This is a genomic window from Streptomyces catenulae (assembly GCF_000718015.1).
Lineage (GTDB): Bacteria > Actinomycetota > Actinomycetes > Streptomycetales > Streptomycetaceae > Streptomyces > Streptomyces catenulae.
Genome location: NZ_JODY01000001.1, coordinates 523,206 through 548,778, shown reverse-complemented (window position 1 = coordinate 548,778; position 25,573 = coordinate 523,206). Strand labels below are relative to the sequence as shown.

Here is a 25,573-nt window from a genome sequence, read left to right as displayed (position 1 = left end):
AACATATCTGGCGTTGACTTTTGGCACGCTGTTGAGTTCTCAAGGAACGGACGCTTCCTTTGTGCCTGTTTCACCAGGCTCTCCGGGCGCTTCCCTTCGATCTTGCGTTTCCGACTCTATCAGATCCTTTCGGTTCTGATTTTCGCCGGTGCGGTCCGGCCTTTCGGCTTTTCCGCGGCTTCACTCTAGCAGGCTTTTCGGGCCTCTCGAATCGCTGACTTTCCGCAGGCATGCAGAATTGGATTCGATATTCCGAATCACGATTCGAGGAGTGCTGCCCACGGCGCTTGATCGCGTTTTCTGCGGTGTCGGCGCTCTCGGGCAGATCTCAGACAGTACAGGCCCCCCAAGGGCGAGGCAAATCGCCGGGCGCTGATCGGCGCCGCTCGGCGGGTGTCGTTCATGCGGAGGGGCTGATTCTTATGACTTACGCTCTGAACGGTGCGCCGTCCGGGACAGGTAGTGACGGCGACCTGATGAATCTCCACCCCTGGGAGGCTTCCCATGACCACCGTGACGTCACCGCTCGCCGGACGTGCCATCGGACTCGCGGCTGTGCCCGACCCGGTGTTCGCCGGTGCGATGGTGGGACCCGGTACCGCTATCGACCCCGTGCGCGAGCCCGGCGAGGCCGTCGCACCCGTGGACGGCGTCGTCGTCTCGCTCCACCCGCACGCCTTTGTCGTGGTGGACGCCGAAGGTCACGGGGTGCTGACGCACCTCGGGATCGACACCGTGCAGCTCAACGGCGAGGGTTTCGAACTGCTCGTCAACAAGGGCGACACCGTGCAGCGCGGCCAGGCGGTCGTGCGCTGGGACCCCGCGCAGGTCGAGAAGGCCGGTAAGTCGCCGATCTGCCCCGTCGTCGCGCTGGAGGCTGCGGCCGACTCGCTCGGTGACGTGCGGGAGGACGGCGAGCTCGCCGCGGGCGAGGTGCTCTTCTCCTGGCAGTAGCCGGGGGCCGTCCCGCGACGGCAGGTTCGACATCCATCGCGGCGGCTCGCGTCGTCGCATCAACCGGAGACGGGTGCAATGGAGACAACGCTGCGAGGCGTCGGCGTGAGTCACGGTGTGGCGATCGGCGAGGTGCGGCACATGGGGACGGCGGTGCTGGAGCCGCCGGCCAAGCAGATTCCGGCCGACGAGGCGGAGCGTGAGCAGGGGCGGGCCCGCCAGGCCGTGGAAGCGGTGGCGGCCGATCTGATCGCGCGGGGGAATCTGGCCGGTGGCGAGGCTCAGGCCGTGCTGGAGGCCCAGGCCATGATGGCCCAGGACCCGGAGCTGATCGCGGATGTCGAGCGGCGGATCGCCGTCGGCAGCACCGCCGAGCGCGGGGTGTACGACGCGTTCGCGGCCTACCGGGCGCTGCTCGCGGGTGCGGGTGAGTACCTGGCGGGCCGGGTCGCCGACCTGGACGACGTGCGGAACCGGATCGTGGCGCGGCTGCTGGGTGTGCCGATGCCGGGTGTGCCGGACAGCGACGAGCCGTATGTGCTCATCGCGCGGGATCTGGCACCTGCCGACACGGCGCTGCTCGACCCGACGCTGGTGCTCGGTTTCGTGACCGAGGAGGGCGGTCCCACCAGCCACAGCGCGATTCTGGCGCGGGCGCTGGGGGTGCCCGCGGTGGTCGCGCTGCCGGGCGCGGGTGAGCTGGCCGAGGGGACCGTCATCGCGGTCGACGGGAGCACCGGCGAGATCTTCGTCGAGCCGAGCGCGGCGAAGCGCGAGGAGCTGGAGACGGACGCCGCGGCGCGGAAGGCGGCGCTGGCCGCGTCGACCGGGCCGGGTGCCACCTCCGACGGTCACAAGGTGCCGCTGCTGGCGAACATCGGCGGGCCCGCGGACGTACCGGCGGCGGTGGAGGCCGGTGCGGAGGGCGTCGGGCTGTTCCGTACGGAGTTCCTCTTCCTGGACGACAGCAAGCAGGCGCCGTCCGAGGAGAAGCAGGTCGAGGCGTACCGGACGGTGCTGGAGGCGTTCCCGGAGGGCCGGGTCGTGGTGCGGGTGCTGGACGCCGGTGCCGACAAGCCGCTGGACTTCCTGACGCCCGCCGACGAGCCGAACCCGGCGCTGGGCGTGCGGGGGCTGCGTACCCTGCTCGACCACCCGGAGGTGCTGCGGACGCAGCTGACCGCGTTGGCGAAGGCGGCCGAGGGGCTGCCCGTCTACCTGGAGGTCATGGCGCCGATGGTGGCGGACCGTACGGACGCGAAGGCGTTCGCGGACGCGTGCCGGGACGCCGGGTTGCAGGCGAAGTTCGGGGCGATGGTGGAGATTCCGTCGGCGGCGCTGCGGGCGCGGTCGATTCTGCAGGAGGTGGAGTTCCTTTCGCTGGGGACCAACGACCTCGCGCAGTACACCTTCGCGGCGGACCGTCAGGTGGGCGCGGTGTCGCGGCTGCAGGATCCGTGGCAGCCGGCGCTGCTGGATCTGGTGGCGCTGTCGGCGGAGTCCGCGAAGGCCGAGGGCAAGAGCTGTGGTGTGTGCGGTGAGGCGGCGTCGGATCCGCTGCTGGCCTGTGTGCTGACCGGGCTCGGGGTGACGTCGCTGTCGATGGGCGCGGCCTCCCTTCCGTATGTGCGGGCGACGTTGGCCAAGCACACGCTGGCGCAGTGTGAGCGTGCCGCCGCGGCGGCGCGGGCGGCGGACACCGCCGAGGAGGCGCAGGTCGCCGCGCAGGCGGTGCTCTCCGGGGAGTGATTCCCGGCGGTGCCCTGCCGCCCGTGACCGACCTGTCGGCCGTCCCGCCCCTGTGGCGGGGCGGCCGTCAGGCGTTTCGGGGTGGTGTGGGGTCAGCAGTGGTGGGTCTCCGGTGGGCGGGTGAGGGGGAAGCCCTCGGTGTGGTCGACGTGGGGCTCCGGTGGGATGGGGTCGCCGGTTTCGGCGTCGGTGCAGTAGGCGGTGAAGACCTGGGCGGCGGTGAGGGGTTCGGGCCAGCCGTCGCGCAGGGTCCAGCCGCGGACGGTGTCGTGCGGGGTGGTGGCCTCGGGCCGCGGTTCCGGGCGGGTGCTGCGGGAGACGATGCCGCCCGGTGTGCGGTGGGCGATGCCCGCGGCCAGGACCGTGCAGAAGGTCAGGGACGGTGATTCCGCGAGGCTGTGGCGGCCCTCCTCGGAGGTGACGCGGAGCGCCGCCAGGAGAGGTGGTGGTCCGGCGGGGATGCTGCAGACGAGGTGGTGGGTGCCGTCGCCGAGGCCGTCGAGGAGTTCCTTGAGTGCCTGGGTGGCGAGGGCGAAGGCGGTGTGGGAGAGGTCTGCCCCGCACTCCTGGCAGGTGCCGGCTTCGGCGAGGCGGGTGGCCGCGGTGTCCCAGACGGCCTGGCGTCCGGTCTCCTCGACGAGCAGCGGGAGGAGTTGGGGCAGCGGTTCACCGGCGTACGGCAGGGTGGCGCCGGTGGCGGCGAGTTCGCCGGTGTAGCGGGCGCGGCTGTCGATGCTGTCGGGGTCGATGCCCAGCTCCGCGCAGTACTCGGCGTAGGCGGCGGGGTCGAAGAGGGCGAGGCTGGTCCGCATGCCTTGGGCGGTGCGGGTGCGGAGGTGGTCCTCCAGGTGGCGGAGGTAGCGGGTGTGGTCCTGGAAGGGGAAGGTGCGGTAGCGGCGCATGGCCGCGAAGTCGTGCGGGTCGGCGAGCACGCCTGCGGTGCCGGGGATTTCGCGGCGCAGCAGTTCCTTGGTGCGGCGGGTGGTGCGGAACGCGGATGTCATGAGGGCCCCTCGGTGCGTCGGTCGTCCGCGGCGGCGGGGTGCCGCCGCGGACTTCATTTGTCACCGAGAGTAATCAGGGGGTCTGACAACGGCGGGTGGAGCGGGTCCGGCCGTTACTGTGCGCGGTCGTCGTTCCGGGCGCGGCGGTCGGCGGCGATGCGCTCGTAGAAGTGGAGGAGGGGGAGGTCGTCGACGGAGCCGGGGTTGACGGCCTTGTCGAGGGGGGTGCCTTGGAGGAGGCGTTTGACGGGGACCTCGATGCGCTTGCCGGTGAGGGTGTGGGGGATGCCGGGGGCCTCGATGATGTCGTCGGGGACGTGGCGCGGGGAGAGTTCGGTGCGCAGGGTCCGCTTGATGCGGTCGCGGAGCGCGTCGTCGAGGACGGCGCCCGGGGCGAGGTGGACGAAGAGGGGCATCCAGTAGCCGCCGTCGGGGAGTTCGAGGCCGATGACGAGGGATTCGCGGATCTCGGGGAGGCGTTCGACGGCTTCGTAGATGTCGGAGGAGCCCATGCGGACGCCCTGGCGGTTGAGGGTGGAGTCGGAGCGGCCGTGGATGATGACGCCGCCGCGGGAGGTGCGGGTGATCCAGTCGCCGTGCCGCCAGACGCCGGGGTAGGTGTCGAAGTAGCTGTCGTGGTAGCGGCTGCCGTCGGGGTCGTTCCAGAAGCGGACCGGCATGGAGGGCATCGGGTTGGTGACGACGAGTTCGCCGACCTCGTCGATGACCGGGTGGCCCTGCGGGTCCCACGCCTGGAGGTCGGTGCCGAGGCCGGGGGCCTGGAGTTCGCCGATGTGGACGGGGAGGGTGGGGACGGCTCCGGCGAAGCAGCTGCAGACGTCGGTGCCGCCGCTGACGGAGGCGATCCAGAGGTCGCCGCCGCCCTCCCGGAAGGTGTCGTGGAGCCAGCGGAAGCCGTCGGGGGGCAGCGGGGAGCCGGTGGTGGCGACGCAGCCGATGGTGGAGAGGTCGAGGTCGCGGGCGGGGTGGATACCGACCTTGCGGCAGGCCATGACGTAGGCGGCGGAGGTGCCGAAGAGGGTGGCGCGGGTGGCTTCGGCGATGCGCCACTGGGCGGCGACGTCGGGATGGCCGGGGCTGCCGTCGTAGAGGACGATCGTGGTGCCGGTCAGGAGGCCGCCGACGAGGAAGTTCCACATCATCCAGCCGGTGGAGGTGTACCAGAAGAAGCGGTCGTCGGGGCCGAGGTCGCAGTGGAGGCCGAGCTGCTTGAGGTGTTCGAGGAGGATGCCGCCCTGGGACTGGACGATCGCCTTGGGCAGGCCGGTGGTGCCGGAGGAGTACAGGACCCAGAGCGGGTGGTCGAAGGGGACCTGTTCGTAGGCCGGTTCGGCCGCGTTGGTGGTCAGGTCCGACCAGGTCAGGGCGGCTTCGGGGGTGTCGGTGCCGAGCAGCGGGATGTGGACGACGGCGCGCAGGGTGGGGAGTTCGGCGCGGAGTTCGGTGACGGTGGCGCGGCGGTCGTGTTCCTTGCCGCCGTAGCGGTAGCCGTCGACGGTGAACAGCACGACGGGTTCGACCTGCTGGAAGCGGTCGAGGACGCTGCGGGCGCCGAAGTCGGGGGCGCAGGAGGTCCAGACGGCGCCGACGGCGGCGGTGGCGAGGAAGGCGACGACGGCCTGCGGGATGTTGGGGAGGTAGCCGCTGATCCGGTCGCCGGGGCGGACGCCGAGGTCGCGCAGGGCGGCGGCGAGCGAGGCGACCTGGTCGCGGAGGTCGGCCCAGCTGACGGGGGCGATCTCCTGGCTCTCGTCGGTGTGGAGCAGCGCGGGGGTGGCGGCGCGGGCCGGGTCGTCGGCGGTGCGCAGGGCGTGCTCGGCGTAGTTGAGGGTGGCGCCGGGGAACCAGTGCGCGCCGGGCATGGAGCGGTCGCCGAGCACGGTGTCGTACGGGGTGGCGAAGCGGACGTCGAACCATTCCGCGACCGCCTGCCAGAAGGCGGGCAGTTCGTCGGTGGACCAGCGGTGCAGGTCGGTGTAGCTGCGCTGCGGGTCGCCGGGGGTGACGGCGGGGGCGCCGTGGTGGGTGGCGGCCCAGGTCTGGAAGCGGGTGACCTGTGCGCCCTCGATGCGGTCCGGGCCGGGCTGCCAGAGGGGGGTCGGCTGCTGGGCGGGGGACGGTGCGGTGGTCATGACGGGGCTCCCGGACGGTACGCGTGGTGGGCGTCGGCCGCGCCCGGCGCGGGTGCGGGGGTGACGCGGCCTTCCTGGACGATGCCATGTGATCGTCCTGTGCACCAGGGTTGACCTGTGGGGCGACGATCACGCCGAGGTGCCGGACGGTCCGGTGGGGCGGTCGTGATCCGGGGTGCGGTCCGGTCGCGCGGCCCCGGGTGTGGGGGGTTCGGCCGTCGGACGGCGCCCGGTGGACGCTCAGGTGAACGGAAGTTGAACGCCCCTCGGGGTGATCGTCGGGAATGACAGTCTGAGCAGCATGAACGGGCGTGATCTGGTGCGGTCGGTGCGGGCCGTCGGTGCGGCGCAGGGGCTGCGGTCGGTACGGGCCGCGTGGCGGCGGCGGAGGGCAGACGCGGTGGCGCTGCCCCGGGGCGGGCGGGAGCGTGCCCGGGTTCCCGGGGAGGCCGAGGGGGCCGAGCCGCAGCCGGGTGGTGGGGTGATCCGGTTCGCGCGGTCGTCGCTGCGGGTGCGGGTGGCGGCGGGCGGTGCGGTGTTCTGCGGCTGGGACGGGGCGGCGCCGGAGCCGTCGTACGCGCTGGCCGGGTGTCCGCAGGCGGATGCGCGGGCGGTGCTGGAGCCGGACACCGAGGGTGGCTGGCGGGTGGTGTCGGAGCGGGTGACGGTCGTGGTGTCGCGGCACGGCGCGGTGGAGGTGCGGACGCCGGGCGGGGTGCTGCTGCGGCGGGAGTTGCCGCCGCGGTGGTGGGACCGTACGGATGCGGGCACCAGCGGGGAGGCGGACGGCGCAGGTCCGGAGGGCGGCTCCCCGGGGCGTTCGCGGTGGGTGCAGCGGTCGGAGGTGGCGGCGGACGCGCGGTTCTTCGGGCTGGGGGGCCGGGCGGCGGGGCCACGGCTGCGGGACGGGTCGTACCGGCTGTGGAACACCGCGCCCGGGGGGCCGGACGGCGCCGGGGAGGACCGGTTGACGATGCCGGTGCAGCTGGTGGTGGCGGACGCCGGGACGCATCTGGTCTTCCACGACAACTCCTGGGACGGCTGGGTGACGTTGCGGGAGGGCCGGGAGGGCGCGGGGTCGGGGCACGACCGCCGGGGGGCGTGCGCGCTGCGGCTGGACGGCGGTCCGTTGCGGTACTGGGTGCTGGTGGGGACGCCCGCCCGGGTGCTGATGGGGTGGACGGCGCTGACGGGTGCGCCGCTGCCGCCGCCGCGGTGGGCGTTCGGTGCGCAGCACGCGCTGCGGGGTGACGCTCCCCGGGTGCGGCGGGCGGTGGCCGCCCACCGGGAGCACGGGCTGCCGCTGGCCGCCGTCCATCTGGAGCTGGGGCCGGGGGCGCGGCGGGAGCGCGCCGGTGAGGTCCCGGAGGGCGCCGCGCTGCCGCGGTTGACGCGGGAGTTGCTGGGCGAGGGGGTGCGGGCCGTGGCGGTCGAGGGCCCGGCGGTCCGGGTGCGTGCGGGGGCGCGGGAGTACGACGGCGGGGTGGCGGCGGGGGCGTTCGTGCGCGATGCGCGGGGCCGGGAGGTGCGCGGGGTGGCGGGTCCGGGTGAGTCGGTGTTCCCGGACTTCACGGATCCGGCGGCGCGGGCCTGGTGGGGCGGGCGGTCCGCGGAGCGGTGGGCGCAGGGGTTCGCCGGGGCGGGGCACGATCTGGCGGCGCCGGTGCCGTTCGCGGCGTGCGGGGAGGTGGCGCTGGAGCGGTCGGCGCGCCATGCGCTGGAGGGGCGCGGCGGTGACCACCGGGAGGCGCACAACGTGTACGCGCTCCAGATGGCGCGTGCCGGGCAGGAGGGTGCGGGGGCGGCGCGCCCCGGGGAGCGGCCGTTCGCCTTCTCCCGGTCGGGGTGGGCGGGGCTCCAGCGGTACGGCGGGGTGTGGTCGGCGGACGCGGGGGCGGACTGGCCGGGGCTGCGGGCGTCGTTGGCGCTGGTGCTGGGCCTGGGGCTGTGCGGGGTGCCGTACAGCGGGCCGGAGGTGGGGGGCGGCGGCGCGGCGGGGGCGGAGCTGTATCTGCGGTGGTGTCAGCTGGCGGCGTATCTGCCGCTGTTCCGCACCCGGGACGGGGCGGGGCCGTGGGGGCACGGGGCGGAGGTGCTGGCGCATGTGCGGGCGGCGCTGGCGGAGCGGGAGCGGCTGGTGCCGTACTTCGCGACGCTGGGGCAGCTGGCGCGGCTGACCGGTGCGCCGTATGTGCGGCCGGTGTGGTGGCGGACGCCGCACGACCGGGCGTTGCGGGACTGCGAGGACGCGTTCCTGCTGGGGGACGCGCTGTTGGTGGCGCCGGTGCTGGAGCCGGGGGCGCGCACGCGGGTGGTGCGGCTGCCGCGCGGGCGCTGGTACGACACGGCGACGGGGCGGGCGTACGACGGGCCCGGGCCGGTGCGGCTGGCGGCGCCGCTGTCGCGGATACCGGTGCTGGCCCGGGCCGGTGCGGTGCTCCCGGTGACGGGGGCGGACGGCACAACGGAGCTGGAGGTCTGGGCGCCGGTCACCGGGCGCAACGGCGGCGGGTTGGTCGTCCCGGAGGACGAGGGCGCGCAGCCGGAGGCGACCCGGTTCGTGTCGTGGCTGGAGCGGGGCCGGGTGGTGGTGGAGCGTCAGGGCGGCGGCGCGGTGGGGTACCGCGTACGGGTGCGGGGGGCGGGGGCGGCGGAGGGGTGAGGCCGGTCCGGGGCCCGGCCGGATGCGGGGCCCGCGCCGCTCCCCCGGGTGGGCCGCCGAGGTCCTCGGCGGTTCCCGCTTCCGCCGCGGCGCGGTGCCCTGAGGGTTCCCTCCGCCGCCCCGGTGCTGGTAGACGGTGCTCATGCCAAGAATGCGAGAGGCACATGAGGCGGAAGCGCTCGGAGCGGCCGGGGCCGTCGGCCGGGTGGCCGGGGCGCGGCGACGGCTGCGGCGGATGGTGCGGGGCCTCACCGTGGGGCTGGCCGCCGCGCTGACGACGACGGTGGTTCCGGCGGGCGCGGTGGCCGCCCCGGTGGCGGGCGGGGCGCGCGGCGGGGAGCCGCACGCCCCCGCGGAGTTCGTCGCACTGCGGGCCGTGGACCCGACGATCATCCAGGAGATGCGGTACTTCACCCCGCACGACTTCATGGGCGTACGGGTCACCGGCTACCGCGAGCCGACCTGTCTGGTGACCCGGGACACCGCCGCCGGGCTGCACCGGGCGCAGCGGGCGTTCCTGCGGCGCGGGTACTCCCTGAAGGTGTACGACTGCTACCGCCCGCAGCGCGCCGTGAACCACTTCATGGCCTGGGCCGAGGACCTCGGCGACCAGCGGATGAAGGGCGAGTTCTACCCCCGTATCGACAAGTCGATGCTCTTCCGGGACGGGTACATCGCGGAGAAGTCGGGGCACAGCCGGGGCAGCACGATCGATCTGACGCTGGTGAGGCTGCCCGCGCTCCCCACCCGGCCGTACGTACCCGGTGAGCCGCTGTCGCCGTGCTACGGCCCCAAGGCGACGCGGTTCCCGGACAACTCCCTGGACATGGGCACCGGCTTCGACTGCTTCGACACGCTGGCGCACACCCTCGACCCGCGTATCAAGGGTGCGCAGCGGGCCAACCGGCTGCTGCTGAAGCACGGCATGGAGCGGGCCGGTTTCACCAACTACGCCGACGAGTGGTGGCACTACACGCTCTCCCCGGAGACGTTCCCGGACACCTACTTCGACTTCCCGGTGTCCGCCCGTTCGCTCGCCGGGCGGCGGTGAGCCACCGGGCGGCCCGGATCCGGTACTGACACCGCCCGGGCGCGCGGCTACGGTGCGGGCATGACGGACACCACGGAACGCACGGCCGCCACGGAGCGGGACGCGGCAACCGGTCCGGCGCGGTCGTTCGCGTCGTACGAGGAGTTCTGGCCCTACTACGTCGCGATGCACGCGAAGGCCGTGACCCGGTGGGTGCACCTCGCGGGGACGCTCACCGGGCTCGCGGTCACCGCCTACGGGGCGGTGCGGCGGCGGCCCCGGCTGCTGCTCGGGCTGCCGGTCATCGGCTACGGCACGGCCTGGCCCGCGCACTTCCTCATCGAGCGGAACAACCCGGCGACGTTCGGACATCCGGCGTGGTCGCTGCGGGGCGACGCCCAGATGATCCGGATGATGCTCGCCGGACGCGACGCGGAGCTGGGCCGGATCGCCGCCGACTGGCACGCCACGCACGGTCGCTGACGCACGGTCGGCGGGTGCGCGGCGCCGTGCGGTCACGGCTCCCCCACGCTCCGGAAGCCTGCATGAACAGCGTGTGAACCGGGCCCGGTCGGCGCCCCGGGAGCGGCATGCTGCTGCCGTGCCTGCCTGGACGGACCAGCTCCGATTCGCGTACCAACCCGTCGTGAACCTGGCGACCGGCACGGTCGTCGCCCTGGAGGTGCTCGCCCGCCCCGAGAGCGGCGATGTGCTGGCCGCCGCGCGCCGCTCCCCCGGCCTGGACGCCGAACTCGCCGCGCTCGCCGTACGCGCCGCGGCCCGGCAGAAGGTGCTGCTCCCGCTCCACCTCAACCTCTACGCCACGACGGTCGCCGCGGGGCCCGGGCCGACCGCGCTGAGCAAGGCCGTGCACGAGGCGGGCCGACGGCCGTGGGAGGTCACCCTCGACCTCGGCGGACCGTTCTCCGGTCTGCCGCCGACGGCGCTGGCCGAGGGGGTGGCGCGGCTGCGTGAGGAGGGCTACCGCATCTGTGTCGACGGCGTCGGGGACGGCGATCCGCCGCTGCGGCTGCTCGGCACGCTCGCCCCCGATCTCGTCAAGCTCGACGCCTCGCTCTGCGCGGAGCTGGTGTCGGCGCCGGGCGCGCGGGCCGCGGTGGCGGCGATGCGGCAGCTGTGCGCGCAGCTCGGCGGGTTGCTGGCGATCGAGGGCGTGGAGACGGAGCGGCAGTACGCGGCGGTGCGCGCGGCCGGGGTGCAGCTCGCCCAGGGCCATCTCTTCGCCCCGGCCGCCCGCCGTCCGGCCGCCGAGGTCCATCTGCCGCCGCCCGCGCCCGCCCCGGTACCGCACCACGGGGCCCGGCCGGGGCCGCCGATCGCGCAGTTCCTGCAACCGGCGGCGCTGCTGCCGGTGACCGCGTCGGCGGGCGCGGTCCGCGGCCATCTCACCGCCTTCCCGGACGTCTGCGGCATCCTCCTGGTCGACGCCGACGGGGTGCCGGTGCGGGCCGTCGACCGGGACCGGTTCCTGCTGTCGCTGTCGGGCCGGTACGGCCACGCCCTCTACGCGGACCGCCCGGCGCTGCGGCTGGCCGACCGGCCCCGTACGGTCCGGGCGGACGCGACCGCCTGGGAGGTGCTGGATCTGATCGCGGACGGCGACCGGTCGCGGACCGGGGACGACGTGGCGGTGGTGGACGCGCGCGGCCGGTGCGTCGGGGTGGTGCATCTCGCCGACATCCTGCGGGCGTTGGCGGAGAGCCGGGTGGAGGAGGCGGCGCGGCTCAATCCGCTGACCCGGCTGCCCGGCTCCGACGCCGTCAACTGCGAGGTGGACCGGCGGATCGCGGAGGGCCGCCCGTTCGCGCTGAGCTGGCTGGACGTGGACAGCTTCAAGCAGGTCAACGACGGTGCCGGGTTCGCCGCGGGCGATGAGCTGATCCGGTCGGTGGGGCGGGCGCTGGCGGAGGTCGCCGGGCGGGAGCCGGACGCGCGGGTGGGCCACATCGGCGGCGACGACTTCCTCGTCCTGGCCGAGCCGGGCGGGCTGGAACCGTTCGCCGCCGCGCTGCTCGACGTCGGCTGGGAGGCGGGCGGTGCGCCGGTGACGCTGTCGCTGGCGACGGTGGTGTGCCCGCCGGGCAGCGTGAGCGGGCACGGTCAGGCCGCGGCGGCGCTGGCCCCGCTGAAGAAGGCGGCGAAGGCGCTGACCGGCGCGAGCTGGGTGGTGGGCCGCCCGGACACCGACGTGACCGAGCGGCGGCGGGGCCGTCCGGCGCCGGTCCCGGGCGGCTGAGACGGACCGGGGCCACCGGACGGCCGACGGGCCCGGGCCGGCAGCCCGCGGCCGTCAGGACAGGGCCGGTTCGCGCTGTTCGGCGCTGATCTGCATGGCGTGCTGGACGACGGTGATCAGCACGTCGCGGACGGACTCCTTGCTCCGCGCGTCGCAGAGCAGCACCGGCACCCGGTCGTCCAGGTCCAGTGCCTCGCGGACCGTCTCCGGCGGGTACTGCTCGGCGTCGTCGAAGCAGTTGACGGCGACGGTGAACGGCAGCCCGCGGCGTTCGAAGTAGTCGACGGCGGCGAAGGAGTCGGCGAGCCGCCGGGTGTCGGCGAGCACCACCGCGCCGAGCGCACCGAGCGCCAGCTCGTCCCAGAGGAACCAGAAACGGTCCTGCCCGGGCGTGCCGAAGAGATAGAGGACGAGGGCGTCGTTGACGGTGATCCGGCCGAAGTCCATCGCGACGGTGGTGGTGGTCTTGGACTCCACGCCGTCGAGGTCGTCGACCGGGCGGCCCGCCTCCGTGAGCCGTTCCTCGGTACGGAGCGGTTTGATCTCGCTGACCGCGCCGACCAGCGTCGTCTTGCCCACGCCGAATCCGCCCGCGACGAGGATCTTCAGGGTCGTCGGATCGACGGCTGACGACCGGCGGCGACGCTCAGAAAGCCCGAGGACCATGGGTTGCTTCTCCCGAATGTGCCGATGATTCCGCCCATACCCGCGGCGCCGTGCCGTGGGGGCCGACGAGCGGCCTGCGGATGCTGAGGAACGGTACAACGTACGCCCGGCCACGCCCACTTGTGCGGCCGGAGCGTCCTGCCCGCGCGGGCAGGACGTCCGTAAGTGTCCCGAAAGGCGGGTAGGGCGCCGGGCGGCGGACGGCCGGAATCCGGCGTCCGCCGCCGAGGAACGAGGGGTCAGGAATGGCGGCCCAGATGCTCGACGAGGAGCGCGGTGACCCGGTCGGGCACCTCCTCGGGCAGCCAGTGGCTGACGCCGTCCAGGGCCTCGAAGCGGTAGGGACCGTCCACCCACTCGGCGGTCAGTTCCGTGGCGGTGCGGCCGAGGGCGATGTCCTCGGTGCCCCAGACGTAGAGGGTGGGTACGGTGATCCGCTCGGCGGGCAGCGCAAAGGTTTCGGCGGGCGCGCGGTACCAGTTGAGCGAGGCGGTCAGCGCGCCCGGCTCGGAGAGCCGCCGGATGTTGGCGTCGACGAGAGCCTCCGGCACATGGCCGCCGAACGCCTGGCGCATCAGCGCGGCGCCGTCGGCGAGCAAGCTCTCCTCGGCGGTCCCGGGGGTCCGGAAGAGGCCGACGTACTCGGAGCGGCGCTGCTGATCGGCGTCCTCGGTCACCGCGCGGCGCAGCGCACCCGGGTGCGGGGTGGCCAGCGAGGTCACCGAGCGGAGCCGGTCGGGGTGGGCACCGGCCAGCACCCAGGCGAGCAGCCCGCCCCAGTCGTGGCCGACGAGGTGGAAGCGGTCGGCGCCCTGGGAGTCGGCGAACGCCAGGGCGTCGGCGACGAGTTCGGTGACCGCGTAGGAGGCGACGCCGTCGGGGCGGGCCGTGGGGGCGTAGCCGCGCTGGTCGACGGCGAGGGCGCGGTACCCGGCCGCGGCGAGGCCGGGGAGCACCTCGGACCAGGAGTCGGCGAACTCGGGCCAGCCGTGCAGCAGCAGGACCAGCTCACCGTCGGCCGGTCCCGCGGCGAGGGCGCCGTGGGTGTGCGGGCCGACCTGGATCTCCAGGCGTTCAAGGGGGTACGGCGACGTGTCCGCGGTCATGTCGGCTCTCTTCTCGTAGGACCCCGACCGGGGTGGTGATGCCTCAACCAGACCGTAACAACGGTCACTTGACGGGGTGGACGCCGGGCCGCGGCCGGGCACGGGGAGTCCGTGCCGCGGCCGCTCACAGGGCGCGCAGACCGTCGATCACCTCACGCAGCACCTGCTCGTCGGGGAGCTCGGCGGGCGGCACCGGGCGGGTGAGGTGGACCAGCCCGGCGTCCAGCAGATCGCCGATGAGCACCCGCACCACACCGACCGGGAGGTCGAGGTCGGCGGCGAGTTCGGCGACCGACTGCGGCGCCGCCCGGCACCATTCGACGATGTCGAGCTGCTCGGGCGAGAGGGTGTGGTCGCCGTCGGGTGCGTCGTACCGGCTCTCGGTGATCACCAGGGCGATCAGGTCGAGCCGGTCCTCGGCCGCCGTACGGGTGCGTCCGCGTGTCATGGCGTACGGGCGGACGACGGGGCCCGCCTCGTCGTCGTACCAGCGCGCCGCTCCGCCGTGGCGGGCGGCCGGATCGGACTGTTCGGTCATGTCCGCACCGCTGGTCACCTGCCCGCGGGCGCACCACCGCGCGCCGCGGTCCCCAGGTGCGTCCCCACACGCTTGACGAGGAGCGTCATCTCGTAGGCGATGAGGCCGACGTCGGACTCGGCGTCGGCGAGGACGGCGAGGCAGCTGCCGTCGCCCGCCGCGCTGACGAAGAGGAACGCGTCGTCCAGCTCGACGAGGGTCTGGCGGACCCGGCCCGCGTCGAAGTGGCGGCCGACGCCCTTGGCCAGGCTGTGGAAGCCGGAGGCGACGGCGGCGAGGTGCTCACCGTCCTCGCGGGTGAGGTCCTTGGAGGCGCCGGTGGCGAGGCCGTCGCTGGAGAGGATGAGGGCCTTGCGGATGCTGCCGACCCGCTCGACGAGTTCGTCGAGGAGCCAGTTCAGCTCGCCGGAGCCCTGCGCGAAGGCCGATGCGGTGGTGGCTGCTGCCTGCGGTGCGGTCATGGACCGTCCCCTCCCGGAGTGGTTCTGGTTGCTGTCGTGCCCCCGTCGTCCCCGTCGCGGCCGGTGGCGTCCCGGTCCGCGTGATCGTCGGGCGCGGGGTCCTCGCCCGTGTCGCGGCGGCCGCGCCGCCAGCCGCTCTGGAGCGCGGCCATCCGGCTGCGGACCTCCTCGGCGTCCCGGTCGTCGTCGGCCGCGCCGGGCGGGCCGTCACCGGCCCGGCGGTCCGGGTCGTTCTTGAGCTGCGGGGCGAGGCTGGCCTGCCGCACCCGGCGGGGCAGCCCGCCCGCGGTGCTCCCGGGGCCCGCGGGGCGCTCCGCCGGGCCGTCGTCCCCGGATGCCGCCGGGGAGTCCCCGTCGGCCGGGCGGGGGTGGCCGGACGGTTCCCGGCCGTCGTCACCGGGCCCGCCCGCGTGGGCGCGTGCCTCGCCGTCGTCGACGGTACGGCCGTGGTCCGAGACGAGCACCGGCGGCCGGGGACGGCGGCGCGGCAGCGGGGCCGGGCCGTCGTCGGGCGTGTGGTGTTCGGCGGGGGCCAGCCGGGGCCGGGGGACGAGCGCGGGCGACGGGGTGGGGCCGGTGGGCGCGGCGGCGCGGCGGCCACGGGTGCGGCCGCGGAAGACGCCGTCCTCCTCGTCGAGCGGGTGCGGGGCGTCGTCGGTCCGGCCCGGTCCCACGGCGCGCGGGCCCTGGGCGCGGGCCTCGGCGAGCGCGGCCGGTTCGCCGGTGACCGGCTCCAGCCGGGGCAGGTCCGGGCCGTCCAGGAAGACGCCGCCGGTGTCCTCGCCCTCCTCGGTGTCGGTCAGCAGCGCGCCGGGGATCAGCACCACCGCGGTGGTGCCGCCGTACGGCGAGGGCTGGAGGGAGACGCGGACGCCCTGGCGCTGGGCGAGGCGGCTGACGACGAAGAGGCCCAGCCGGTCGGTGTCGGAGAGTTCGAACTCGGCGGTCTCGGCGAGCCGGAGGTTGGCCTCCAGCAGCTGGTCGGGGGGCATCCCCAGACCGCGGTCGTGGATCTCCAGGGTGAAGCCGTTGGCGACCCGCTCACCGACGACCTGGACCGCGGTGTGCGGCGGGGAGAACACCGTGGCGTTCTCCAGGAGTTCGGCGATGAGGTGGGTGAGGTCGGAGACGGCGGGGCCCTCGACGGCGAGCCGGGGCAGCCGCCGGACCTCGATGCGCTCGTAGTCCTCGACCTCGGCGACGGCGGCGCGCACCACGTCCATCAGCCGGATCGGCTTGCGCCACTGCCGGGAGGGGGCGGCGCCGGAGAGGATCACCAGGCCCTCGGCGTGGCGGCGCATACGGGTGGTGAGGTGGTCGAGGCGGAAGAGGTCGGCGAGCTCGTCGGTGTCCTCGGTGCGGCGCTCCATGGTGTCCAGCAGGGTGAGCTGACGGTGGAGCAGCACCTGGCTGCGGCGGGCGAGGTTGACGAAGACCTCGGAGACGCCGCGGCGCATGTCGGCCTGTTTCACCGCGGCCTCGACGGCGGCCCGCTGGAGGGTGTGGAGGGCCTGGCCGACCTGGCCGGTCTCGTCCGGGCCGAACTCCCGGCGCGGCACCTCGGCCTCGATGTCGACCTGCTCGCCCGCGGCGAGCCGCCGCATCACGGCGGGCAGCCGGACGCCGGAGACCTCGTGGGCGGTCCTGCGCAGTGCGGTGAGGTCCTTGACGTGCCGTCGGCCGATGCGGACGGAGACGATCAGGGAGACCAGCAGGGCGACGAAGCCGAGGACACCGGCGACGGCCGCCTTCGCGACGACGGCCAGGGCGACCGGCCGGACCCGCTCGCGGTAGTGCTCGCCGGATTCCTGGCCCATGCGCTGGAGGTCGTCGAGGACGGTGGAGGCGAGGATGTCCCAGCGTTCGGCGTTGACGGCCTTGGGGGCATCGTCGGCTCCCGCGGCCACCACGGCGTCCTCCACCGCCTCCAGTTCGCGGGTCTTGACGGAGTGCCAGTAGTCCTCGTAGGCGGCGCGGTCGTGGGCCGGCATGAGGGGCAGGCCGGTGCGCATCAGGACGCGGCGTTCGGCGATCTCGTCGGAGACGGTGCGCAGGTCGATCTTGGTCATCCGGCCGGAGGCGAGCGCGGCGGAGAGCAGCGCGTCCTCGCGGGCGAACGCCTCCCGGGCGCGGTCGAGGGAGACCAGGGCGCGGCCCTGCTTCTCCAGGTCGACGTCGTCCAGCACATGCAACGCGACGACCAGGTCGTACTGCGAGTCGATCATCCCGGCGTACGCCTCGAACGCCTCGTCGCGCGAGATGGTGTTGTCCTGGACCTGACGGCGCAGGGAGGCGAGCGGGGCGAGCGACTTGACCGCGTCGTCCAGGGCGGTGGCGGTGCCGTGGGCGAGGTCGTCGTGGACGGAGGGCAGCTCGGCCTCGGCGCGGAGCCGGGCGAGGGATTCATCGGTGGCCCGTGCCTGCTGCTGGAATTGGGGCAGCGCATCGGCGTCCCGCCGGTCGGCGAGGTACATCAGGCTCTGCCGCCGCTCCCGCTGGAGATCCTCGACGAGGTTCCGGGAGGGGTGGCCGAGATTCCGGATGACCCGGCCGACGGTGAGCAGTTGATCTGCCTCGCGACCGGTGACGTACGTTGCGAACGCCCACATGGCTGTCAGGGAAACCAGCGGTACGAGCAGCAACGCCACGATCTTCCGGCGGATCGACTTCCCGCGAAAGCGCATGGCCTCCCCCAGTCAGCCCCGGTGGCCGGGGGTGGTGTTCCGTCAACAAACGGCGCGAGCCTACTACTGCCCGGTGGCCAACCCGAAGGCCCGGCCGGACCTTGGGGAAAGTACCGGCGGGGATCGCCCGGCCTTGTCCGGCGATTCCCGGACAAGGTGCCCGGGGGTCGGCGGGGCCCGGCCCACCGCCTCCGGCCATCACTCCATGGTGTGGCCGGAATTGCCCCACCCCGGGTCACCCCCGCGTGGTGGCGTGGGTGACGATGGCGGCGGCGCCGGGCGTCCGGGCGGCACGCGGCCGTTCTCCGGCGGGCGCCCCGCGCGCGCCGGGCGGCGTCCGGGCGGCGGTACGTACGGGGAGGGTGAGGCGTTGAGGGACACCGACAGGCGCCCGTTGTGGCGGGAAGAGCCCGCGACCCGGCGGCGGATGGCCGATCCGGTGCGGACGGCGGCGGTACGGGCGGTGATCATCGTGGCGGTCACCCTGACCCAGGCGATGATCGCGTTCCTGGGGACGCTGGCCGGAACGTGGTTGGCGTTCCCCGCGGTGATCTGCACGGTCGCCAGCACGGTGGTGGCGACGTGGGCGGTGCTCGACGTCTGGGTGACGCGGCAGGTCTGGGTGCAGCGGTACGGCGTGCAGTCGCAGCCGAGCAGCACGGCGCGGCAGTTGCGGCGCGAGCGGCGGGCGGCGCAGGAGGAGCGGCGGGCCGGGGGCGCCGCCGTGTGACGGGCGCCGCCGGACCGCCGCCGGGTGTTCAGGCGACGGCGTCCTCCCGCACCGCGGGCCGGACGTACAGGAAGCCGTCGACGACGGCGACCTCGTGGGTGCGGACCGGGCGGCGGGCCGGCAGGCAGGTCGGGGCGCCGGTGCGCAGGTCGAACAGGGCGGCGTGCAGCGGGCACTCGACGAAGCAGCCCTCGACGTACCCCTCGGAGAGCGAGGCGTCCTGGTGGCTGCAGAGGTCGTCGACGGCGTAGAAGCCGCCGTCCTCGGCGTGGAAGACGGCGATGGCGGGTGTGTGGTCGTCGACGGTGATGCGGACGGCTTCACCCTCGGGAAGATCGTCGATGCGGCAGACGGGAATCATCTGGCCCCCCTCGCGCTGATCGGTATCATGGCGTTGTGAATAACGCATCGCAGAGCGCGATGCGCAACAGAATCCAGGCCGTGGGGCGGGCCGTCAAGGGCCTTCGGGCCGTTTCTCCCGGCCCCGGCTCGCCAGGGATCCCCGGGCCCTCACGCGCCTCACGGGCTCCCTCCGACGCGCCCTTCAGGGGCCAACGGGCGGTGACACGAAGTCCCATGTCGAACACGAGCGATACCGCAGCGGAGCGGCCCGACGAGCGGCGGGGCGGGGCGGGTTCCGTCCAGTCCGTGGAGCGCGCGGTGAGCGTGCTGGAGCTGCTCGCCCGCCTCGGCGAGGCGGGCGTGACCGAGCTGTCCGAGGAGTTGGGCGTCCACAAGTCCACCGCATTCCGGATCCTGGGCGTGCTGGAGAACCGCGGGCTGGTCGAGCAGGAGAAGGAGCGCGGCAAGTACTTCCTCGGCGCGGGGGTGCTGCGGCTGGCGGGCGCCGCCGCGATCCGGCTGGACATCTCGCAGGAGGGCCAGCCGGTGTGCCGGGCGCTGGCGAACGGCACCGGGGAGACCGCCAACATCGCGGTGCTGGACGGCGACGCGGCGGTCAACATCATGCAGGCGCGGGGCGCCGCCGCGGTCACCGCGTACAACTGGCTGGGCCGCCGCACCCCGCTGCACGCCACCGCGAGCGGCAAGGTGCTGCTGGCGCATCTGCCGCGGGAGCGCCGGGAGCGGTTGGCGGGGCGGAAGCTGGCGCGGTTCACGGAGCACACGCTGACCGCCGCCGGTGATCTGCGCGCCCAGCTGACCGGCGCGTTCGAGAACGGGTTCGCCTGCTCGACCGAGGAGTTGGAGATCGGGCTGAACGCGGTGGCGGCGCCGGTGCGGGCGCACGACGGGGCGGTGATCGGCGCGATCGGTGTCTCCGGACCGGCGTACCGGATGAGCCGCGCCCTCCTGCCGGAGCTGGCGCAGCGCGCGGTCGAGGCGGCGGCGGACCTCTCCCGGCGGATGGGGCACGCGGGCTGACGGGGTGTCGGGCGGCCCCGCCGCGAGGCGCCGGGGAGGCGCCGGGCGCGGCGGAGGCGCCGGGCGCGGCGGACGGCCGGTCCGGGGTGGGCGGTGGACGGCCGGTCCGGGTGGCGCCGCGGGGTCGTCCCGGGCGGTCGCCGCGGGCCCGTTCCGGGTGGCGCAAGACGCCTCTTGACGGATCGGGGGCGGACTTCCAGCATGTCTCCTATCGCGCAACTCGACGCGCGATAGGCAACATCGGGGTGTGGCCGGTCCGCCGTCCACCGCCCTCCCCCACCCCTGCGCAGCGCACCACCCTCCCCCCACAGGCATCCGTGCCGACTCTCGCGTGCACCCGCCCCTGCCCGCACGGCAGGCGCTGTAGAGGAGTGAGCCATGCCGCACGAAGTCCGCGCCGCCGTCGCCGTCACCCCGGGCGCACCCGTCGAGGTGCTGCCGATCCTCGTGCCCGATCCCGGCCCCGGTGAGGTCCTGGTCTCCGTCCAGGCGTGCGGGGTCTGCCACACCGACCTGCACCACCGCGAGGGCGCGGTCGGCGACGCCTTCCCCTACCTGCTCGGCCACGAAGCGGCCGGGGTCGTGGAGGCGGCCGGACCGGACGTCACCGACCTCGCCCCCGGCGACTTCGTCGTCCTCGCCTGGCGGGCGCCCTGCGGCCGCTGCCGCGCCTGCCGCCGCGGCCGCCCCTGGTACTGCTTCGACTCACGTAACGCCGCACAGTCCATGACGCTGCGCGACGGCACCCCGCTCGCCCCGGCCCTCGGTATCGGGGCGTTCGCCGAGAAGACGCTGGTCGCCGCCGGGCAGGCGGTGAAGGTCGACCCGGCGGCCCGGCCGGAGGCTGCGGGACTGATCGGCTGCGGGGTCATGGCCGGGTACGGCGCCGCCGTGCACACCGGGGGCGTCGGCAGCGGTGACACCGTCGCGGTCATCGGCTGCGGCGGCGTCGGCAACGCCGCCATCGCCGGAGCCTCCCGTGCCGGGGCGCGCCGGGTCATCGCCGTCGACATCGACGACCGCAAGCTGGACGCCGCCGAACGCTTCGGCGCCACCGACACCGTCAACTCCCGCGGTACGGACCCCGTCGAGGCGGTGCGCGCGCTCACCTCCGGGTTCGGCGCCGATGTCGTCATCGACGCGGTCGGCCGCCCGGAGACCTACCGGCAGGCGTTCTACATGCGCGATCTCGCCGGGACGCTGGTGCAGGTCGGGGTGCCGGACCCGGAGATGCGCATCGACCTGCCGCTGGCCGACCTCTTCGGACGCGGCGGCGCCCTCAAGGCGTCGTGGTACGGCGACTGTCTGCCCAGCCGCGACTTCCCGGTCCTGATCGACCTCCATCTCAGCGGCAAGCTCGACCTGGAACGCTTCGTCACCGAGACCATCGGTCTGGACGACGTCGAGCCCGCCTTCGCGAAGATGCGGGGCGGCGAGGTGCTGCGGTCGGTGGTGGTGCTGTGAGGAGGGCGGGGCGGGCGGCGTCGGTGCCTCCCGCCCCGTCGGCTCAGCCGCCCGGCACCGGCTCCGGGCTCTCCTCCGGCCGCTTGTACATCCGGGTCGCCGTGATCTGACCGTGGACCGCCTCGCCGGACGGGTCGGACTGCGGCAGACCGGGGCGCAGATGCTCCTCGACGCTGATGTACTTCAGGCCCGCCCGCAGGTCCGCGTCGTTGCGCAACCGGATGACCAGCGGGAACTCCGCCAGCGCGGTGGTGTCGAAGAGGCCGGTGGTGTAGAGCAGCTGGACGCCGAGCGCGTCCGCGACAGCCCGCTGGAGCTCCAGCAGATAGGTGGCGTTGGCGCGGCCGATGGGGTTGTCGAGGAAGAGCGTGCCCGCGTGGGGCTGCTTGTCCCGGCCGCGGTCGTTGCTGCGGAGCGCCGCCATCGTGCAGTACAGCGCGATGGCGGCGGTCAGCAGCTGGCCGCCGGAGAAGACGTCGCCCATCTGACCGACCGGCACCCGCTCGGCGCGCAGCACCGCGTCCGGCTTGAGGATCTCCACGGCCACCCCGCGTGGCGCCAGTGCGGCGGCCACCCCGCGCAGCAGCAGGGACATGCCGTCCCGCCGCAGATCGCTGTTCTTGCGGACGGCGGCGCGGGTCGCCTCGTCGATGACCTCGCCCAGCCGCTCGGTGAGCGTGGCCTGGTCCGGGTCGTCGAAGCGGATACGGAGGAACTCCTGGCCCGACCACTCCCCCAGCCCCTCCGGCAGCCGGGAGAGCCGCTGGGCGGAGCGGAGCGTGGTCAGCGAGGACTCCACCAGACCGCGCAGCCGGTCGACGATGGAGTCGCGGTTCCGCTCCAGCTGGTCCAACTCGTCGGTGAGTACCCGCAGCCGGGGCGCGAACGCCTCCGCCCACTTCGCGGCGTGCTCCGGCAGCGCCGCCACCGGCAGCTCCCGGATCTGCTGCCGCGCCGGGGTGCGGACGTGCTCGAAGCGGGTGGCGTTGGCGTGCCGGACGAGGACGTCGCTCGCCTCGCGGACGGCGGCGTCGGCGGCGGAGAGGTCCTGGGCGCAGCCGCGCAGCGAACGGCGGGACTCGGCCGCGGCGCGGCGGCCCTCCTCCAGCCGCCCGGGGTAGGGCTGCACCAGCTCGTCCGCGGTGTCGTCGGCGGGCTGGGCCTCGCGCAGCAGATCGCGCAGGAGCGCCGCGGTCTCCTCGAAGCCGTCGGCCGCCTCCTCGGCGGCGCGGTGGCCGCGCAGCAGCTCGTCGTGGTGGGTGCGGGCGGACTCCAGCGCCTCGGTGGCGGTGGCGAGTTCACCGGCGGCGGTGCGCAGCAGCTCCTTGGCGCGCTCCGCGTCGGCGGGCACCTGCTCCTCGGCGAGGTCGGTGTGGGCCGTGCCCTCGGCGGGCGCCAGCCGCTCGGCCTCGCCGCGCAACCGGCCCAGCTGCTCACTGGCGGCCGAGGCGCGGGTCTCCAACATCGTCACCAGCGACTCGGCGCGCCCGGCGGCGGCCTGCCGGGACGGGCCGTCGGCGGCGTCCGGGCTCTCCAGCAGCGCCCCGGCGCGGGTGCGGACCTTGTTGGTGAGGCGGTTCAGCTCGGCGAGCGCGGCGGATTCGTCGCCCTCGGCGCGGGCCTGTTCGGCGCGGAGGTCGGCGCCGACGCCGACCTTCTCGTACAGCTGTGAGGCGGAGCGGTACGCCTCGCGGAGCGCGGGCAGCGAGGTGGGGGCGCCCTCGGGGGCGGGGCCGAGGTCGTCGGGGACACCGGCGATCTCGGCGCGTTCGGCGCGCAGGGCGCGGGCGGTGCGGTGGGCGTCGTCGGCGGCGCGCTGGGCGGCCCGGCGGTCCTCGTCGGCGGCGCGGGCGCGGTCCACGCACTCCTCGGCGCGGGCCTCGAACTCGGCGGCCTCGTCGGCCAGTTCCCGCATCCGCGACTGCCATCCGGCGCGCTCGCGCAGCCGGTGGGCGAGGCCCGCCAGCAGGTCGGCGGAGCGGCGGGCGCGCTGGGCGGTCTCCTGCCGTTCGTCGCGGACGGCGGTGGCCTCGGCGGCCGTCTCGTCGGCCTCGGTACGGGCGGCGCGGGCCTCGGCCAGCTCCGCCGCCGCCTCGGTGGCCGCGGTCCGGGTCCGTCCGGCGGCCTCGGCCAGCTCGGCGAGGTGACCGGCCGGGCATCCGGCGCGCCAGGAGGTGAGGCGGGCGGCGAGGGCGCGGTCGGCGGCGAGGCGGGCGGCGAGCGCGCGGATCTCGTCGTCCCGCTCGACGGCGCGGGCGCGCAGGGCCTGGCGCTCCTCGTCGGCGGCGGACTCGTCGTGCATCGCCGGGTTCGGCGGGACGAGGAAGACGCCGGAGTCCGCGGCGGCGGCCCCGGGGGCGGGCGCGAGGAGCGCCTCGGAGGTGCCGACGGCGACGGCGGAGCGGGGCAGCAGCGCGGCGGCGGCGAGGATCTCCCGGGCCCGGGCGTGGGTGTCCGGGTCGGTGATGATCACGCCGTCGACCAGCTCGGGCCGGGCGGCCAGCACCCGGGCGTGGTCGGCGGGGTCGACGGACTGGGCGAGATAGCGCCAGCCGGGCAGCGCGGGGACACCGTGTTCGCCGAGGTACTCGACGGCGGCGAGGACGTCGGGGCCCGGGGGCAGCAGCCCGCCGTCGCCGAGGGCGCCGAGGATGCGGGCGTCGTCGGCGGCGGCGGTGCGCAGGTCGAAGAGGTGGCGCTCGGCGGAAGTGACGCCGCCCTCCAGCAGCTCGCGCAGGGCGTCGGCGTTGCGGTCCAGCTCCTCGGCGGTCAGCGGACCGGCCGGGTCGGCGGCGTCGGCCGGGGTGTCCGTGGCGGGGTCGGACTGCGGCAGGCCGAGGAGGTCGGCGAGGCGCTGTTCGGCGCCGAGGGCGGCGGCGGTGGCGCGCTCGGCCTCCCAGGCGCGGGCGGCTGCGGTGGCGGCGTCCTCGGCGCGGGCGGCGGCCAACTCGGCGGTGGAGTGCCGGGTGGTGGCGCGGCGGGCGTGGTCGGTGGCGGTGCGGGCGGCCTCGCGGGCGGTGTCCCAGGCGGCGACGGCGTCCTTCTCGGCGTCGGCGGCGGCGAGGGCCGCGCGGGCCGGATCGGCGTCCGGGGAGCTGTCGTCGAGCCAACCGGCCCGGACCGCCTCGGCGGTCTCCTCGGCGACCTCGGTGAGCCGCTGCCCGAGGTGGTCGGCCTCGCTGCGGGCGCGCTGGGCGTGGGTGGCGGCGGCGGTGGCGTCGCGGTGGGCGCCCTCCCCGGCCTCCTGGAGGGCGGCGGAGCGCTCCTCCTCCTCGGCCGCGAGGCGCTCCCCGGCCTCGGCCGCGGTGTGCAGGGCGCGGACGAGGTCGGCGGCGGCGGTGGCGCGGGCGGCCAGGGCCGGGGCGGCGTCGCGTTCGGCCTCGCGGATGGCGGCGGCGACGCGGGCCGAGCGGTCGGCGGCGGCGCGGTGGCGGAGCACCGTCTCGGCGGCCTGCCAGGCGCTGTACAGGGTGCGGGCGTCGTTCAGCTCGCGGCGCTGGGCGGCGGCGCCCTTCTCGGCGGCGGCGAGCGCCAGCGAGGCGTGGCGGTAGGCGAGTTCGGCGGAGACCAGGGCGCGGCGGTCGCGGGTGCCCTCGGCGTCGGTGACACGGTGGGCCGCGGCGGCGACCTGTTCGGCCAGCTCGGCGGCGCGGCCGTGCTCCTCGGTGGAGCGGGCGTGCAGCTGGCGGGCGAGGGCGCGGGTGCGGCGTTCGGCGCCGGTGTGCACCTGGCGGGCCTGTTCGCGGCGGTCGGCGGCCTCGGCGATGGTGGTGAGCAGGTCGAGGGAGCCGGCGGTGAACTCCCGCTCGGCGGTCAGCTCGGCGCGGCGGCCCAGCTTGTGGGCGAAGCCGTGGACGAGGTCGGCGAGGCCGTCGGTGTCGCGGGTGTCGGTGACGGCGCGGAGCAGCAGATCGGTGAAGTCGGAGTCGTTCTTCACCGCGAAGAGACCGGCGGCCTCGCCCTCGTCGGCGTTCATCTCCCGCTGGTAGCGGAAGAGTTCGGGGTCCAGGCCGAGGTCGCCGAGGTGTTCGTTCCAGCGTTCGTGGATCTCCTCCCAGACGACGTCGAGGCCCGGGTAGTTCCTGCCCGCCTCGGTCAGGACGTCGCGGAAGCCCTTCATGGTGCGGCGGCGCCCGCGGGCGCCCGAGGCGCCCTCGCCGTCCTCGCCGCGCGGCCGGACGACGGTGGCCTCGGCGACGGGCAGCGCGTCCAGGCTCATGCCGGGGCCGGGGCGGAAGCTGTACCACGCCTCGGCGAACTTCCGCGGGTCGTTGGAGACCTGACGGCCGCGCCATTCGCTGACCTTGCCGACGACGACGGACTCGCCGGTGACGGTGTGCTGCCACTCCAGGGCGACATGGCCGCAGTCGTCGGCGAGCAGGAACTTGCGCAGCACGCCGGAGCTGGCGCCGCCGAGGGTGTTGCGGTGGCCCGGCAGCATCACCGAGAAGATCAGCTTGAGGAGGACGGACTTGCCGCCGCCGTTCTCCAGGAAGAGGACGCCCGCGGGGGCCGGGCGGCGCGGCGGGCCGGTCGGTTCGTCCTCGAAGAAGTCCGCCTGGGCCGGTGCGGGCTGCGGTACGGGGGCACCGACGCCGCGGAGGTCCAGCACGGTGTCGGCGTAGCGTGCGCCGGCCGGTCCGATCGAGTAGAGGCGGACCCGGGACAGCTCGTACATGGCGGACTTTCGTTGACGGGACGGACAGGGACGGGCAGGGGACGGCGGCGGGCG

At 75.0% G+C, this 25,573-nt stretch carries 18 protein-coding genes; 9 read left to right on the top strand and 9 right to left on the bottom strand.

The features are described from left to right. Positions 1-504: 504 nt before the first annotated feature. Both IF23_RS0102400 and ptsP read left to right on the top strand, forming a co-directional pair. Positions 505-954: a PTS sugar transporter subunit IIA gene (locus IF23_RS0102400; protein WP_030279204.1), complete on the top strand. Its 450-nt coding sequence runs from the start codon at positions 505-507 to the stop codon at positions 952-954. 78 nt (positions 955-1,032) lie between these two features. Next, positions 1,033-2,703, top strand: a complete 1,671-nt coding sequence (gene ptsP, locus IF23_RS0102395; RefSeq protein WP_030279203.1) for a phosphoenolpyruvate--protein phosphotransferase — start codon at positions 1,033-1,035, stop codon at positions 2,701-2,703. Between the two features lie 92 nt (positions 2,704-2,795). On the opposite strand, the gene IF23_RS0102390 is transcribed toward ptsP, so the two are convergent. Together IF23_RS0102390 and IF23_RS0102385 are read right to left on the bottom strand one after the other, a co-directional pair. Further along, entirely contained in the window at positions 2,796-3,707 is a 912-nt protein-coding gene (locus IF23_RS0102390; protein WP_037677002.1) for a hypothetical protein, read from the bottom strand. A gap of 113 nt (positions 3,708-3,820) precedes the next feature. Further along, a complete protein-coding gene (locus IF23_RS0102385) occupies positions 3,821-5,860 on the bottom strand; it encodes an acetoacetate--CoA ligase (RefSeq protein WP_030279199.1) in 2,040 nt (679 codons plus the stop codon). Positions 5,861-6,161: 301 nt separating this feature from the next. Here IF23_RS0102385 and IF23_RS0102380 point away from each other — a divergent pair, with 301 nt between their 5' ends. The 4 genes from IF23_RS0102380 to IF23_RS0102365 all read left to right on the top strand — a co-directional run bounded on the left by IF23_RS0102380 (position 6,162) and on the right by IF23_RS0102365 (position 11,809). After that, positions 6,162-8,522 carry a glycoside hydrolase family 31 protein gene (locus IF23_RS0102380; protein ID WP_030279196.1) on the top strand — a complete coding sequence of 787 codons (2,361 nt, stop codon included), beginning with the start codon at positions 6,162-6,164 and terminating at the stop codon, positions 8,520-8,522. A gap of 235 nt (positions 8,523-8,757) precedes the next feature. Beyond that, positions 8,758-9,573: a M15 family metallopeptidase gene (locus IF23_RS0102375; protein ID WP_030279195.1), complete on the top strand. Its 816-nt coding sequence runs from the start codon at positions 8,758-8,760 to the stop codon at positions 9,571-9,573. 60 nt (positions 9,574-9,633) lie between these two features. Then, positions 9,634-10,035, top strand: a complete 402-nt coding sequence (locus IF23_RS0102370; RefSeq protein WP_051739104.1) for an Mpo1-like protein — start codon at positions 9,634-9,636, stop codon at positions 10,033-10,035. Positions 10,036-10,153: 118 nt separating this feature from the next. Then, positions 10,154-11,809, top strand: coding sequence for an EAL domain-containing protein (locus tag IF23_RS0102365; protein ID WP_030279191.1), 1,656 nt, complete (start codon positions 10,154-10,156; stop codon positions 11,807-11,809). A 54-nt stretch (positions 11,810-11,863) separates the two neighbouring features. On the opposite strand, the gene IF23_RS0102360 is transcribed toward IF23_RS0102365, so the two are convergent. The 5 genes from IF23_RS0102360 to IF23_RS0102340 all read right to left on the bottom strand — a co-directional run bounded on the left by IF23_RS0102360 (position 11,864) and on the right by IF23_RS0102340 (position 17,264). Beyond that, positions 11,864-12,475: a GTP-binding protein gene (locus IF23_RS0102360; RefSeq protein ID WP_030279189.1), complete on the bottom strand. Its 612-nt coding sequence runs from the start codon at positions 12,473-12,475 to the stop codon at positions 11,864-11,866. Between the two features lie 239 nt (positions 12,476-12,714). After that, on the bottom strand, positions 12,715-13,581 hold the full coding sequence (locus IF23_RS0102355) for an alpha/beta fold hydrolase (protein WP_030279187.1): 867 nt from the start codon (positions 13,579-13,581) through the stop codon (positions 12,715-12,717). Between the two features lie 124 nt (positions 13,582-13,705). Further along, a complete protein-coding gene (locus IF23_RS0102350; protein WP_030279185.1) occupies positions 13,706-14,119 on the bottom strand; it encodes a DUF742 domain-containing protein in 414 nt (137 codons plus the stop codon). Positions 14,120-14,133: 14 nt separating this feature from the next. Further along, positions 14,134-14,580 (bottom strand): roadblock/LC7 domain-containing protein, encoded by a 447-nt coding sequence (locus tag IF23_RS0102345; protein WP_030279183.1) that lies wholly within the window; start codon positions 14,578-14,580, stop codon positions 14,134-14,136. Beyond that, positions 14,577-17,264, bottom strand: a complete 2,688-nt coding sequence (locus IF23_RS0102340; RefSeq protein ID WP_030279180.1) for a sensor histidine kinase — start codon at positions 17,262-17,264, stop codon at positions 14,577-14,579. Before IF23_RS0102340 ends, IF23_RS0102345 begins: the two co-directional genes overlap by 4 nt. A 427-nt stretch (positions 17,265-17,691) precedes the next feature. Between IF23_RS0102340 and IF23_RS0102335 the strand changes: the two genes are divergently transcribed. Continuing rightward, positions 17,692-17,994 (top strand): hypothetical protein, encoded by a 303-nt coding sequence (locus tag IF23_RS0102335; RefSeq protein ID WP_051739120.1) that lies wholly within the window; start codon positions 17,692-17,694, stop codon positions 17,992-17,994. A gap of 28 nt (positions 17,995-18,022) precedes the next feature. On the opposite strand, the gene IF23_RS0102330 is transcribed toward IF23_RS0102335, so the two are convergent. Then, entirely contained in the window at positions 18,023-18,355 is a 333-nt protein-coding gene (locus tag IF23_RS0102330) for a bifunctional 3-phenylpropionate/cinnamic acid dioxygenase ferredoxin subunit (RefSeq protein ID WP_030279176.1), read from the bottom strand. A gap of 215 nt (positions 18,356-18,570) precedes the next feature. Between IF23_RS0102330 and IF23_RS0102325 the strand changes: the two genes are divergently transcribed. After that, a complete protein-coding gene (locus tag IF23_RS0102325) occupies positions 18,571-19,377 on the top strand; it encodes an IclR family transcriptional regulator (RefSeq protein WP_030279174.1) in 807 nt (268 codons plus the stop codon). A gap of 378 nt (positions 19,378-19,755) precedes the next feature. Then, complete coding sequence (locus IF23_RS0102320; RefSeq protein ID WP_030279172.1) at positions 19,756-20,841, top strand: S-(hydroxymethyl)mycothiol dehydrogenase; 1,086 nt, start codon at positions 19,756-19,758, stop codon at positions 20,839-20,841. A 43-nt stretch (positions 20,842-20,884) separates the two neighbouring features. On the opposite strand, the gene IF23_RS0102315 is transcribed toward IF23_RS0102320, so the two are convergent. After that, on the bottom strand, positions 20,885-25,519 hold the full coding sequence (locus IF23_RS0102315; RefSeq protein ID WP_030279170.1) for a coiled-coil domain-containing protein: 4,635 nt from the start codon (positions 25,517-25,519) through the stop codon (positions 20,885-20,887). Positions 25,520-25,573 lie beyond the last annotated feature (54 nt).